The sequence below is a fragment of the Methylobacterium aquaticum genome (assembly GCF_001043915.1).
Taxonomy (GTDB): Bacteria; Pseudomonadota; Alphaproteobacteria; order Rhizobiales; family Beijerinckiaceae; genus Methylobacterium; species Methylobacterium aquaticum.
Genome location: NZ_LABX01000294.1, coordinates 1 through 11,101 on the forward strand (window position 1 = coordinate 1; position 11,101 = coordinate 11,101).

At 71.9% G+C, this 11,101-nt stretch carries 13 protein-coding genes; 4 read left to right on the forward strand and 9 right to left on the reverse strand.

The window, feature by feature from the left end:
* From VP06_RS30090 to hrcA, 7 genes are all read right to left on the reverse strand, one after another.
* Nucleotides 1-377, reverse strand: a 377-nt coding sequence (locus VP06_RS30090; protein WP_048467506.1) for a hypothetical protein, incomplete at its 3' end; no start/stop codon positions are given.
* 90 nt (nucleotides 378-467) lie between these two features.
* Nucleotides 468-737, reverse strand: coding sequence for a cell division topological specificity factor MinE (gene minE / locus VP06_RS30095; RefSeq protein ID WP_048467496.1), 270 nt, complete (start codon nucleotides 735-737; stop codon nucleotides 468-470).
* A complete protein-coding gene (gene minD / locus VP06_RS30100) occupies nucleotides 734-1,549 on the reverse strand; it encodes a septum site-determining protein MinD (RefSeq protein ID WP_048467497.1) in 816 nt (271 codons plus the stop codon). The genes minE and minD overlap by 4 nt, the downstream gene beginning before the upstream one ends.
* A gap of 197 nt (nucleotides 1,550-1,746) precedes the next feature.
* Nucleotides 1,747-2,448: a septum site-determining protein MinC gene (minC, locus tag VP06_RS30105; protein WP_048467498.1), complete on the reverse strand. Its 702-nt coding sequence runs from the start codon at nucleotides 2,446-2,448 to the stop codon at nucleotides 1,747-1,749.
* A 74-nt stretch (nucleotides 2,449-2,522) separates the two neighbouring features.
* Entirely contained in the window at nucleotides 2,523-3,356 is an 834-nt protein-coding gene (locus VP06_RS30110) for a tellurite resistance TerB family protein (protein WP_048467499.1), read from the reverse strand.
* A gap of 70 nt (nucleotides 3,357-3,426) precedes the next feature.
* Nucleotides 3,427-5,253 carry a DEAD/DEAH box helicase gene (locus VP06_RS30115; protein ID WP_082167703.1) on the reverse strand — a complete coding sequence of 609 codons (1,827 nt, stop codon included), beginning with the start codon at nucleotides 5,251-5,253 and terminating at the stop codon, nucleotides 3,427-3,429.
* A gap of 165 nt (nucleotides 5,254-5,418) precedes the next feature.
* Complete coding sequence (hrcA, locus tag VP06_RS30120; RefSeq protein WP_048467500.1) at nucleotides 5,419-6,522, reverse strand: heat-inducible transcriptional repressor HrcA; 1,104 nt, start codon at nucleotides 6,520-6,522, stop codon at nucleotides 5,419-5,421.
* A gap of 215 nt (nucleotides 6,523-6,737) precedes the next feature.
* Here hrcA and VP06_RS35580 point away from each other — a divergent pair, with 215 nt between their 5' ends.
* From VP06_RS35580 to rdgB, 3 genes are all read left to right on the forward strand, one after another.
* Nucleotides 6,738-7,094, forward strand: a complete 357-nt coding sequence (locus VP06_RS35580; RefSeq protein ID WP_245291372.1) for a hypothetical protein — start codon at nucleotides 6,738-6,740, stop codon at nucleotides 7,092-7,094.
* A gap of 216 nt (nucleotides 7,095-7,310) precedes the next feature.
* Nucleotides 7,311-8,024, forward strand: a complete 714-nt coding sequence (rph, locus tag VP06_RS30130; protein ID WP_048467502.1) for a ribonuclease PH — start codon at nucleotides 7,311-7,313, stop codon at nucleotides 8,022-8,024.
* The gene (rdgB, locus tag VP06_RS30135; protein WP_048467503.1) at nucleotides 8,024-8,656 is read left to right on the forward strand and encodes an RdgB/HAM1 family non-canonical purine NTP pyrophosphatase; all 633 of its coding nucleotides are present in this window, start codon (nucleotides 8,024-8,026) and stop codon (nucleotides 8,654-8,656) included. Before rph ends, rdgB begins: the two co-directional genes overlap by 1 nt.
* Nucleotides 8,657-8,740: 84 nt before the next feature.
* Here rdgB and VP06_RS30140 read toward each other — a convergent pair whose 3' ends face one another.
* The gene (locus tag VP06_RS30140) at nucleotides 8,741-9,166 is read right to left on the reverse strand and encodes an organic hydroperoxide resistance protein (protein ID WP_048467504.1); all 426 of its coding nucleotides are present in this window, start codon (nucleotides 9,164-9,166) and stop codon (nucleotides 8,741-8,743) included.
* A 212-nt stretch (nucleotides 9,167-9,378) separates the two neighbouring features.
* On the opposite strand from VP06_RS30140, the gene VP06_RS30145 reads away from it, so the two are divergent.
* Nucleotides 9,379-9,942 (forward strand): MarR family winged helix-turn-helix transcriptional regulator, encoded by a 564-nt coding sequence (locus VP06_RS30145; protein ID WP_082167704.1) that lies wholly within the window; start codon nucleotides 9,379-9,381, stop codon nucleotides 9,940-9,942.
* A 40-nt stretch (nucleotides 9,943-9,982) separates the two neighbouring features.
* Here VP06_RS30145 and VP06_RS30150 read toward each other — a convergent pair whose 3' ends face one another.
* Nucleotides 9,983-10,822: an aldo/keto reductase gene (locus tag VP06_RS30150; RefSeq protein WP_048467505.1), complete on the reverse strand. Its 840-nt coding sequence runs from the start codon at nucleotides 10,820-10,822 to the stop codon at nucleotides 9,983-9,985.
* Nucleotides 10,823-11,101: the final 279 nt, after the last annotated feature.

The following is an 11,101-nucleotide window of genomic DNA, read 5'->3' on the forward strand; positions in this document are numbered from 1 at the left end:
CTCGACCTCCTGGCGGCGCGCCCGGATTTCCTCGAGCGCCTGACCGAGATCGAGGAGCGCGCCGCCAGGAGGTCGAGGGCGTCGCCCATGGCGGTGGCGAGCGTGGTGGCGAGAAGCCCCGCGGTCGCCACGTCGCCGACCGAAGCCTCGTAGGGCTCGGGCGCCTCGTCATCGTCCTCGTCGGCGGCGGCCTGGAGCCCCTCGACCAGGGCCTCGACCAGCTCGACCGCGGTATCCTCGGGCACGGCGAGACGCAGGGCGACCTCGATGTCCTCGCCGCTGAAGCCGGCGGTGCCGAGGGTGACCTGAAGGATGCCCGGCCGGCGCAGGCTCAAGGCCATCAGGGTGTTGGCGTAGATGGTGGGCGCGTCCGGCATGACCTCGACCTCGTCCGCTCCGGCACGGGAAACCCGCGCCGGCCCGGGCTATATCGCGCTCCGGCGCCGTCGGCGACCGGGCAGGGGGCTTCAGGCGCCGGCGAGCCGGGCGACCTTGCTCTCGGGCAGCTCGATGTCGACGCCCAGGGTCGAGACGGCGTCGCCCCGCTCCATCGTCACCTTCACCTTGTCCTGGTCGATGGCGACGTGCTTGGCGATCACCGCCAGGATCTCCTCGCGCAGGATCGCCACGAGATCCGAGCGGCCGAAGGCGGTGCGCTCATGCGCCAGCAGGATCTGAAGCCGCTCGCGCGCGACCGGCGCCGTCCCGCGCCGCGACAGGAAGCTCAGCAGGTTCATGCCGCCCTCCGGGTGAACAGCTTGCCCAGCAGCGAGCGCTTCTCGGCCGGCACGGTCATCGCCACGGTCTCGCCCTTCAGGCGCCTTACCGCATCGGCATAGGCGCGGGCCGGTGCGCTCTGCGGGGCGTTCAGCGTGACCGGGCTGCCGAGATTCGAGGCTTTGAGCACCTCCTCGCTCTCGGGGATCACCGCCAGCAGCGGGATCGACAGGATCTCCAGCACGTCGTCGATCTTCAGCATCTCGCCGCGCTCGGCCCGGCCGGGGTCGTAGCGGGTCAGGATCAGGTGCTTCTCCAGCCGCTCACCCTTTTCGGCCCGTTCGGTCTTGGAATCCAGCAGGCCGATGATACGATCCGAATCACGCACCGAGGAGACTTCGGGGTTCGTGACGACGACGGCGATGTCGGCATGGCGCATGGCGAGGGTGGCGCCGCGCTCGATGCCGGCCGGGCTGTCGCAGATCACCCAGTCGAACTTTTCGCGCAGCTCGCCGATGACGCGGGCGACCCCCTCGTCGGTGAGTGCGTCCTTGTCCCGGGTCTGCGAGGCGGGCAGCAGCGAGAGCGTGGCGAGGCGCTTGTCGCGGATGAGCGCCTGGTTGAGCTTGGCGTCGCCCTGGACGACGTTGATGAGATCGTACACGACCCGGCGCTCGGCGCCCATGATGAGGTCGAGGTTGCGCAGGCCGACGTCGAAGTCGACCACGCAGACCTTCTGCCCGGTCCGGGCGAGGGCCGCACCCAAGGCTGCCGTCGTGGTGGTCTTGCCCACCCCTCCTTTGCCGGATGTCACCACGATGACTTTGGCCATGGGTCCCCCTGATCGATCGGTTCCGAAGTCGCGGCCGGCGCGGCCGCTGCCTGTGTTTTCTTGGGTCTCGCCCCGTCCGCCGATCGGTGCCGCGGAGCCTCCGGAGCGGTTCGTGCGTCTCTCACGACACTCCCGGTCGCCGTCGTGCCGCCGGGGCGGCGTTCGCGCGGCGGGAATGCCGTGAGGCGCGTCCCCTGTCAGTCGAGGGCGGCGGTCCGCATCGCGTCGCCTTCGAGCCAGACCTGGACGGCGCGGCCGCGCAGGGTCGGATCGATGTCGTCGGCGATGCGATAGAGGCCGTCGATCGCGAGCAACTCGGGCTCGAACTTGCGGCAGAAGATGCGGGCGCCCGGCGAGCCGGCGGCCCCCGCGATGGCGCGGCCCCGCAAGGCCCCGTAGATGTGGATCGAGCCGCCGGCGATCACCTCGGCGCCGGACGCCACCGATCCCATCACGGTCACGTCGCCTTCGGGGAAGAGGATCGCCTGGCCGGAGCGGACGGGGCTCTCGAGCATCAGCGACTTCGCGCCCGTCACCCGCTCGATCGGGGCGGCCGGCGTCTCGCCGGGCATCGCCACCTCGCCGGACGGCCGGCCGCCATGGATGGGCGGCGGCATGCCGGGACCGAGCGAGCCCGACCCGGCGCCCTCGATCCCCATGATGGGGATCTCGCGCTCGGTGAGGGCGGCGACCAGATCCTTGAGCGCGTCCCGGCTCGGCGCCAGGGCCGTCACGTCGAGGATCACGGCGCGGCCGGCAAAGAAGGCCGGAGAGCGCCTGGCAAGGGCGTCGAGGTCGGCGAGCCAATCCTCGATCGGCGCCTCGGGGGCTAACACGACCGCCAGGAACGAGCGGCCACGGAAGCGGATCGGCGGGCGGGTTTGGGTCTGGCTGGTCACGTCTTTACGACTCGTTACCAGCCCATCAGGCGCGCCGGATGGTTAGCGAATGGTTAACACTCGTAACGAAGTGTTCATCTTTGCGATGAGACCGAGGTGAGCGTGGCTTCGATGTGTCGCGCGAACCCCGGATCGAGCCCGAGCCGCCGGGCGAGATGGTCGAGGTAGGCCCGCTCCTGCGGGGTGTCGACGCTGATCGCCATCACGGAGGCGGCGTAGATCTCGCTCGCCTGCTCCGGGTTGCCGGCGAGGCGGGCCACCGCCTCGACGTCGACCGGCGCACGCAGGATGTCCATCAGGAACGCCTTGTCGTCGGCATCGAGAGCGTGGCGGTCCATCTCGCCGAAAATGCGGCGCTGCTCGTCCGGATCGATGTGGCCGTCGGCCTTGGCGGCGGTAATCATCGCGATCAGGAGGGCGCGGGCCCGGTCCTGCTCCTCGGCCGGGGAGGCGGCGGCGAAGCGCGTGCCCCCGAGCATCCGGGCGGCCTCGTCGGCGGAGGGGATGAAGCCGCCGGCACGGGCGGGGGTGGATCCGTGCGGGCCCTGCTTCGCCTGCCAGCTCTGATAAGCCTGGTAGGCGAGGGTGGCGATCAGGGCCAGCCCGCCGAGCCGGCCGGCGGAGCCGCCCATGCCGGCTCCCATCCCCGAGCCCATCCCCGAGCCCATGCCGGGTGCGCCGAAGCCCGACGATCCGACGCTGCCTTGGCTGCGGCGCCCGCCCAGGACCAGGGAGGCGAGGCCCCCGAGGATCGCCGCCTTGCCGCCCCCGCCGCCGAGGGAGCGGGCCACTTGCTCGAGGGGGGAGGGCGTGTGGCCGTAGGGCGCCTGCTGGCCGGGATGGCCGAAGGGGCCGCCTCTCGGCGCTCCGCCGAGGAACTGGTCGAGCAGGCGCTTGGCGTCGAACATCGGGGCTCCCTCCGGCGGCACGAGCCGACGAGATGGGGAGCCGGAACGGTCCCGCAAGGGCGGGGTGGCCTTACCCCGGCCGCCGCTCCATCCCGGCCCAGCGCCGCCGCACGCTCCAGGCGTAGCGCGAATCGCCCTCCAGCAGGTGCAGGTGATCCTGGAGCCGGTTGCGCTCCAGCCAGGCGAGGGCCGCCTCCAGCTCCTCCACCGTCATCGCCGCTCGGCTCTTGTTGCCGAACAGCCGCTTGAGCACCGCATTGTAGCGGTGGGGCAGGGGAGCGCCGGGGGCGGAGCGCAGCTCGGCCTCGTCCTCCACCGCCTGCGCCGTCACCATGGCGGCGACCCGGGCGCGCAGGGCCCGCTCGATCCGCGAGGGCGGGACCGGCGCCGCCTCGGTCGCCTCGGGTCGGGCCAGCGCCACCGCGGGCCCGGGCCGCAGCATGGCGTAGCGCAGGCCGAGCGCGTTGCTCTCCAGCGGCACGATGCCCTCGTCGGTCTCCCGGGCGAGCGGGTGCGGCTCCGGCGACGCCGCCCCGGTGGGGCGCTTGCGCGGGCGCGTCGCGGTGGCCTGCTCGGTCTCGATCCGGGCGCGGAACTGCGCGAAGAGCGGGTCGTCGGGGTGGAAGACCAGGGCGTGCTGGTTGGCATAGTCGCCGGCATGGGGATCGACCCGGGTCGCCCGGGCGATCATCTGCTCCAGCCAGGGCCGGGAGCGGATATGCGTCAGTGCCGCCACCACCGCGACGTCGGGGGCGTCCAGCCCCTCATAGGCCATCGCCACCGTGACCAGCACGGCGGGCTCCGGGGTGAGCCGGAAGGCCGCCAGGGCCGCATGGGCATCGGCCTCGGCCGAGGTGGCGATGCGGACGTCGCGGCGGGCCTGCTCCTCCGGCATCCACGCCTGGATCATGGCGTGGTAGCTCTGCGCGCTCGCCTGGTCGGGCGCGACGACGAGGAGCTTGCCGAGGCCCCGCACGGCCTCGGTCGCCCCGAGGCCGCGCTGGCGCCGGCGCTCGGCCCGAAGGCGGCGGGTGGCGAAGAACGCCTCGCGCAGGAGGTCGCGGGCAAAGCCGGTGCGCAGCGCCGTGAACAGGGCCGGCCGCGTCGTCGCGCTCGGGCCGGGGCCCGAGAGCCGGTGCGGGCCGACCCGGGCCTGGCCGGAGGTGCGCCCGCCTTCGAGCCAGCTCGCCTCGCCGTCCAGCGCCCCGAAATTGACCGGCAGCACCGCCTTCTCGGCCAGCGCCTCGGCCCGCGAATAGCCGATCACCGCCCAGCCCGGAGCGTCGATGTCCGGCACTGGCGCGCCGGCTTGCTGGCGGTAGGGCAGCCACAGGATGCGCCGGCCATCCGCCCGTTCCAGGGTGCCGGACAGAAGCAGCCGCAGCCGCGCCGCCTGGAACAGCGGCAGCAGGGCGCTGCTCCAGGCCGCCGCCTCGCTGCCCGTCTCGCCATCCGCCAGGGCCGGCAGGTGGTGCACCTCGTCGACGACCAGGAGAGTGCGGTGGCGGCGCATCTCGGCGAGGTGCAGGGCGGGGGCCGCCGCCACCGCCTGATACGTGGTGACGTAGCCGGCGAGCCCCCGGCTCGGATCGGGCGAATTGTCGGCGGCCCGCACCGACAGCGAATGATTCAACGCCGAGCGCCAAGCCGGATCGGCGAAGGCTTCCTCCGCCTGGAGGCGCAGGGAATCGCGCGGCACGACCCAGACCACCCGATCGACGAGGCCCGACACGATCAGCCGCGAGGCCGCGATCACCGGCAGCAGCGACTTGCCGCCGCCGGGCGTCACCGCCGCCAGGATGTCGGCGACGCCCGACGCCTCGCCGCGGGCGAGCGCGGCCACGAGTTCGAACAGGCTGCGCTGGTGGCTGCGCAGGGGACGGGACGGGGCGCTCACGCCTGAAGGGAATCACGGACCATCACCGGACCATGCCGGAGCCCGCCCCCCTTGTGAATCCGGGGGACAAGCAGGATTTCTGCGTTCCCCACATCGGAAAGCGCTTGGCGACAGAAAACCCCTGCCTTCAGAAAACCCTTGCCTTCAGAAAGCGCTTGCCGGCCGTCAGCCCCGCCCTCGCTCCAGCATCCGCGACACGACGCGCGCGGTGAAGTCGACCATCGGGACGATGCGGGCATAGTTGAGCCGGGTCGGCCCGATGACGCCGACGACGCCCACGATGGTCTGGCTGCCGTCGCGGAAGGGGGCTGCGATCATCGACGAGCCGGAGAGCGAAAACAGCTTGTTCTCCGAGCCGATGAAGATCCGCACGCCCTCGCCGCCCTCGGCACGGGAGAGGAGGTCGATCACGTCCTTCTGGCTCTCCAGGTCGTTGAAGAGCAGGCGGATGCGTTCGAGATCCTCGGCGGCCCGGAGGTCGTCGAGAAGGTTGGCCTGGCCGCGCACGATGAGCTGGCGTTCCTCGCTCGGGCCGACCGAGCGGGCGAGGCCGGCATCGACCAGGCGCCCGGTGATCTCGTCGAGTTCCTGCTTCATCGCCGCCCGGGCGGCCTCGATCTCGGCGCGCACCTCGCCGAGCGTCCGGCCGCGGATGCGGGCGTTGAGGAAGTTCGACGCCTCCTGCAACGCGCCCGCCGGCAGGCCGTGCGGCAGGTCGAGCAGGCGGTTCTCCACCGAGCCGTCGTCGGAGACCAGCACCACCAGGGCGCGGCCGGGATCGAGGCGGACGAACTCGATGTGGCGCAGCCGGGGATTCTGCTTGGCGGTGACGACGACGCCTGCCCCCCGCGAGATGCCCGAGAGCAGCATCGAGGCTTCGGTGAGCGCGCTCTCGAAGGTGTGGCGCGAGGCGGCGGCGCGCATCTGCGCCTCGATCCGGCCCTGCTCCTCCTGGCCGACATCGCCGAGTTCGAGCAGCGCGTCGACGAAGAAGCGCAGGCCGTGCTCGGTGGGGAGGCGGCCGGCACTGGTATGGGGGGCGTAGATCAGCCCGGCCTGTTCGAGATCCGACATCACGTTGCGGATCGAGGCCGGCGAGAGCGCCATCGGCAGGATGCGGGCGAGGTTGCGCGATCCCACCGGATCCCCGGTGGCAAGATAGCTCTCGACGATCTGGCGGAAGATTTCCCGCGAGCGCTCGTTGAGCTCGGCCAGGGCACGGGCCTGCCCGGAGCCGCCCGGCAGGGGTGGAAGGTCGCGCGTGTTCATCTACCCAACGGGAGCCATACGGCCGCTTACTCTGATGGGCCCGGGCGCCCGGCGCAAGCGGGCGTGACGCCGCGCGGCTGCGAAACCCCGGGGGCGCGGCAGGACGATGCCTGAACGGACGCCGGCTCGCGATCTCAGTCCGTATTCAGCCCGCGTGCACCACTCTTCCCCTCGACCGCCGCACGGAGGTGCGGCGAGACGAACCGGAGGCGAACATGCTGACGATGCTCAACCCGATGCGGGCCGGCAGGCGGATGCTGGCGGTGGCGGCCCTGGTGGCAGGCGGCCTCGTCGCGGGCGGCAGCGTGCAGGCGGCCCCCTTCGCACCGGGTCCCGCCGGCGCATCCCCGGCCGGGCCGGTCCAGGTGCAGTATGGCCACCACCACGGTTGGGGCGGCCATCACGGCGGTCGGGGCCACCATCACCACCCTCACCGGCACCCGCACCACCACGGCTGGGGGCATCACCACCCTCATCACCATCACTGCGGCTGGGGCCACCACCGCCCGCACCGGCACTGGGGCCACCACCACGGCTGGGGCCATCACCACCGGGGCTACGGCGACGACTGAGACCAACGGTCGTTGTCGACGACCGTCGGTATGGCGCCGGTCGAACCGGTGGCGATCGGGTCCGGGCGTCACGCGCCCGGGCCCTTCGCCGCGTCCGGCCCGCCGGCTTCCCGATCCCGGCTCCCCTTGCCGCCCCCGGCGGCAGCGCCTAAGAGCGCGCGACCCCGCGATCCCGCGTCGCGCCGTCGAGCGCGGCGCCCTGCAAAGGAGTTGCCCATGCGCCCCTCGAAGCGCGCCCCCGACGAGCTGCGCAAGGTCACGCTGGAGCGGGGCGTCTCGCGCTACGCCGAGGGCTCGTGCCTCGTCACCTTCGGGGAGACCAAGGTTCTGTGCACCGCCTCGCTGGAGGATCGCGGGCCGTCCTGGCTGCGCGGCTCCGGCAAGGGCTGGATCACCGCCGAGTACAGCATGCTGCCGCGGGCCACCCACGACCGCAACCGGCGCGAGGTCAATGCCGGCAAGCCGTCCGGCCGCACCCAGGAGATCCAGCGCCTGATCGGCCGCTCGCTGCGCGCCGTGGTGAACCTGCCGGCGGTGGGCGAACGTCAGATCGTGGTCGATTGCGACGTGCTCCAGGCCGATGGCGGCACCCGCACGGCGGCGATCACCGGCGCCTGGGTGGCGCTCCACGACTGCTTCACCTGGATGCGCGGCCGCTCGATCATCTCGGTCGATCCGATGCGCGACCATGTCGCGGCGATCTCCTGCGGCATCCACAAGGGCACGCCCGTCCTCGACCTCGACTACGACGAGGATTCCGGCGCCGAGACCGACGCCAACTTCGTCATCACCGGCTCAGGCGGCCTCGTCGAGGTGCAGGGCACGGCGGAGGTGAAGCCGTTCTCGGAGGAGGAGTTCATCGGCCTCCTGCGCCTCGCCAAGGCGGGCGTGGCCGATCTGGTGGCGCTCCAGAAGCAGGCGATCGCCTGATGGCCCGCCTTCTCACCGGGCGGGTCGTGATCGCGACCCACAATGCCGGCAAGCTGCGCGAGATGCGCGACTTGCTGGCGCCCTTCGGCGTCGAGGCGGTCTCGGCCGGCGAGCTGAACCTGCCGGAGCCCGACGAGACCGGCACGATGTTTGCCGAAAATGCCGCCATCAAGGCGCGGGCGGCGACCGCCGCCACCGGGCTGCCGGCCTTCGCGGACGATTCGGGGCTCTGCGTCGAGGCCCTCGACGGGGCGCCCGGGCTTTTCTCGGCTCGCTGGTCCGGCGGCTCGAAGGATTTTTCGGGTGCGATGGCGCGCATCGAGCGCGAACTCGCGGCCCGGGGCGCCACCAACCGCCGGTCGCATTTCGTCTCCGCCCTGGTCCTGACCTGGCCGGACGGGCACGAGGCGCTGTTCGAGGGCCGGGTCTTCGGCGAGCTGGTCTGGCCACCCCGCGGCGACAAGGGCTTCGGCTACGACCCGATGTTCAAGCCGGACGAGAGCCCGCTCACCTTCGGCGAGCTGAGTTCCGAGGAGAAGCACGGCATCGACTGGGCGACGGGCCAGGCCCTCTCGCACCGGGCCCGCGCCTTCCTGGCGCTCGCCGCCGCCTGCCTGCGCCAGCCGGACTGAGCACGACAAGGGCGCCCGCTCCGGCAGGGAGGGGCGCCCGCGCGACCGCGGGAGCAGGGGCGGCCGGGCCGCCCCGTTGCCGGATTACGCGATGGTCAGGCCGACATCGACGTTGCCGCGGGTGGCGTTCGAGTACGGGCACACCTGGTGGGCCTTCTCGACCAGCGTCTCGGCGGTCGCCTTGTCGAGGCCCGGCAGCGAGATCGTCAGGTCGGCGGTGATGCCGAAGCCGCCCTCGGAGCGCGGGCCGATGCCGACCTTCGCGGTCACGGTGGTGTCGGCCGGGACGGCGATCTTCTCCTGGCCGCCGACGAACTTCATCGCGCCGAGAAAGCAGGCGGCGTAGCCGGCCGCGAAGAGCTGCTCGGGGTTGTTGCCGGGGCCGCCGGCGCCGCCGAGCTCCTTGGGGGTCGACAGCTTGACGTCGAGGCTGCCGTCCGGGGTCTGCGCGCGACCGTCGCGACCGCCATTCGCCGTGGCCTGGGTGGTGTACTTCACGTCGACGGACATCGGGGCTCTCCTCAAAGATCGGGGCGTCTTGGGGGCATCCTGGACATAGGGGCATCCCGGCACGCCACGGCACGGTCATAGATCGAAATCTAATTGCGCGCAATTTGTTTTTGCTCGCCGCCGCGGCTATGGTCACGGCGGCCTCGGGCGCGGATCGTTCCGGGAGCCGCGGCCAGGCCCCGCGTGACGGAGCCCCCTTTGAGGAGCGGGACATGTCCGAGATCGACGCGCGCCGCGAGGCCGTCGCCCAGAGCACAGGCCAGGAGCCAGGCCAGGAGCCAGGCCAGGAATCCGGCCAGGAGTCCGGCCAGCTGTCCGGCGACGCCGATCCTTTGCACCTCGCCAACCAGATCTGCTTCGCGGTCTATTCGGCAGCGCACGCCTTCAACCGCATCTACAAGCCCCTCCTCGACCGGATCGGCCTGACCTATCCGCAATACCTCGTGCTTCTCCTGCTCTGGGAGGAAGACGGGCAGACGATGAAGACCCTCGGGCAGCGCCTCTACCTTGATTCCGGCACCCTGACGCCGCTGCTCAAGCGTCTGGAGGCGGCCGGCCTGGTGACCCGGGCCCGCGACGCCGCCGACGAGCGGCTGATGCGGATCAGCCTGACCGAGGCCGGCGCCTCTCTGCGCGAGAAGGCGAGGCCGTTTCCCGACGAGATCGTCTGCGCCTCCGGCCGGCCGGCGGAGCGGCTGGTGGCCCTGCGCGACGAGATCCTGGCCCTGCGCGACAACCTGCACGCCTGCGCGGCGCCGGATCGCGGCGCGGCCTGACGGACCCGTCAGAGCATCGGCAACTCAGAGCATTGGCAAGTCAGAGCATCGGCAAGTGCCGCGGCTTCGGCCCGCGCGGGAAGGCGGCGTCGATCCGGGCGAGTTCCGCCGCGCTCAAGGCGAGGCCGCCGCCGCCGGCATTCTCGGCCGCGTGGGCCGGGCTCGATGCCTTGGGAATCGTCAGGACGCCCTCGCCGCGGGTGAGCGCCGCGAGGGCCACCTGCCGCGGCGTGGCGTCGTGGGCCTGCGCGATCTCGGCCAGCACCCGCCCGCCCGGGGTCGCGGGGCCCGGGAAGCTGTCGTGGCCGAACGGGCTGTAGGCCACCACCGCGACGCCGTGGCGGCGGCACCAGGGCAGGACCGCATGCTCGATCGCCCGTTCCTCCAGATGGTAGAGCACCTGGTTGCAGGCGATGCGGTCGGGACCCGCGATCCTCAAGGCTTCGTCGAGGTCGTCGGCGTCGAAGTTGCTCACGCCCCAGGACAGGATCTTGCCCGCCCGGACCAGGTCCTCGAAGCCCCGGAAGGTCTCCGCCAGCGGGTGCGGACCGCGCCAGTGCAGCAGGTAGCAATCGAGCCGGTCGGTGCGCAGGCGCTTGAGCGAGCGCTCGCACGCCTCGATCGTGCCGCGGCGCGAGGCGTTGCCGGGCAGCACCTTCGAGACGAGGAAGACCTCGTCGCGCCGGTCGCCGATCGCCTCGGCGATCAGCGGTTCGGCCTCGCCATACATCTCGGCGGTGTCGACATGGCTCATCCCCACATCGAGCCCGCGATTGAGGGCGGCCGCCGCCACGGTGGGCGCGCCTTCGTCCAGGTACCACGTTCCCTGCCCGATCACCGGCACCGCGGGCCCGGTGCGTCCGAAGGGTTGCCGTCGCATCGCGTACTCCTGCGATCCCCGCCGTCCTGGGCCTTGCGGCCCCCGGAGAGCAAGGGCGATCGCCGAGGATGCACGGTTTTTTAATGAACGTCGCGGGCCCCGGGCGTCGGACGCGGCAGGGCTGGCAGGGAAACGCTCTTCTCCGCCGGATCGTTCTTCAAAAAGAACATTCTGGTTGACAAAAAGTCCGCGTCCGGGTTTTTGTGCCGCCGTGCCATCCGGCCTGAGACACAGCGACACCTGCCGAAGGATCCCGATGAACGCCCCCGTTCCCCCGCC

What these genes read in the sequence shown, in the direction of transcription:
- hrcA (WP_048467500.1), bottom strand. Translation starts at nt 6,522, where the DNA reads ATGAACACGCGCGACCTTCCACCCCTGCCGGGCGGCTCCGGGCAGGCC.
- VP06_RS35580 (WP_245291372.1), top strand. Translation starts at nt 6,738, where the DNA reads ATGCTGACGATGCTCAACCCGATGCGGGCCGGCAGGCGGATGCTGGCG.
- rdgB (WP_048467503.1), top strand. Translation starts at nt 8,024, where the DNA reads ATGGCCCGCCTTCTCACCGGGCGGGTCGTGATCGCGACCCACAATGCC.
- minD (WP_048467497.1), bottom strand. Translation starts at nt 1,549, where the DNA reads ATGGCCAAAGTCATCGTGGTGACATCCGGCAAAGGAGGGGTGGGCAAG.
- VP06_RS30140 (WP_048467504.1), bottom strand. Translation starts at nt 9,166, where the DNA reads ATGTCCGTCGACGTGAAGTACACCACCCAGGCCACGGCGAATGGCGGT.
- minE (WP_048467496.1), bottom strand. Translation starts at nt 737, where the DNA reads ATGAACCTGCTGAGCTTCCTGTCGCGGCGCGGGACGGCGCCGGTCGCG.
- rph (WP_048467502.1), top strand. Translation starts at nt 7,311, where the DNA reads ATGCGCCCCTCGAAGCGCGCCCCCGACGAGCTGCGCAAGGTCACGCTG.
- VP06_RS30110 (WP_048467499.1), bottom strand. Translation starts at nt 3,356, where the DNA reads ATGTTCGACGCCAAGCGCCTGCTCGACCAGTTCCTCGGCGGAGCGCCG.
- VP06_RS30150 (WP_048467505.1), bottom strand. Translation starts at nt 10,822, where the DNA reads ATGCGACGGCAACCCTTCGGACGCACCGGGCCCGCGGTGCCGGTGATC.
- VP06_RS30145 (WP_082167704.1), top strand. Translation starts at nt 9,379, where the DNA reads ATGTCCGAGATCGACGCGCGCCGCGAGGCCGTCGCCCAGAGCACAGGC.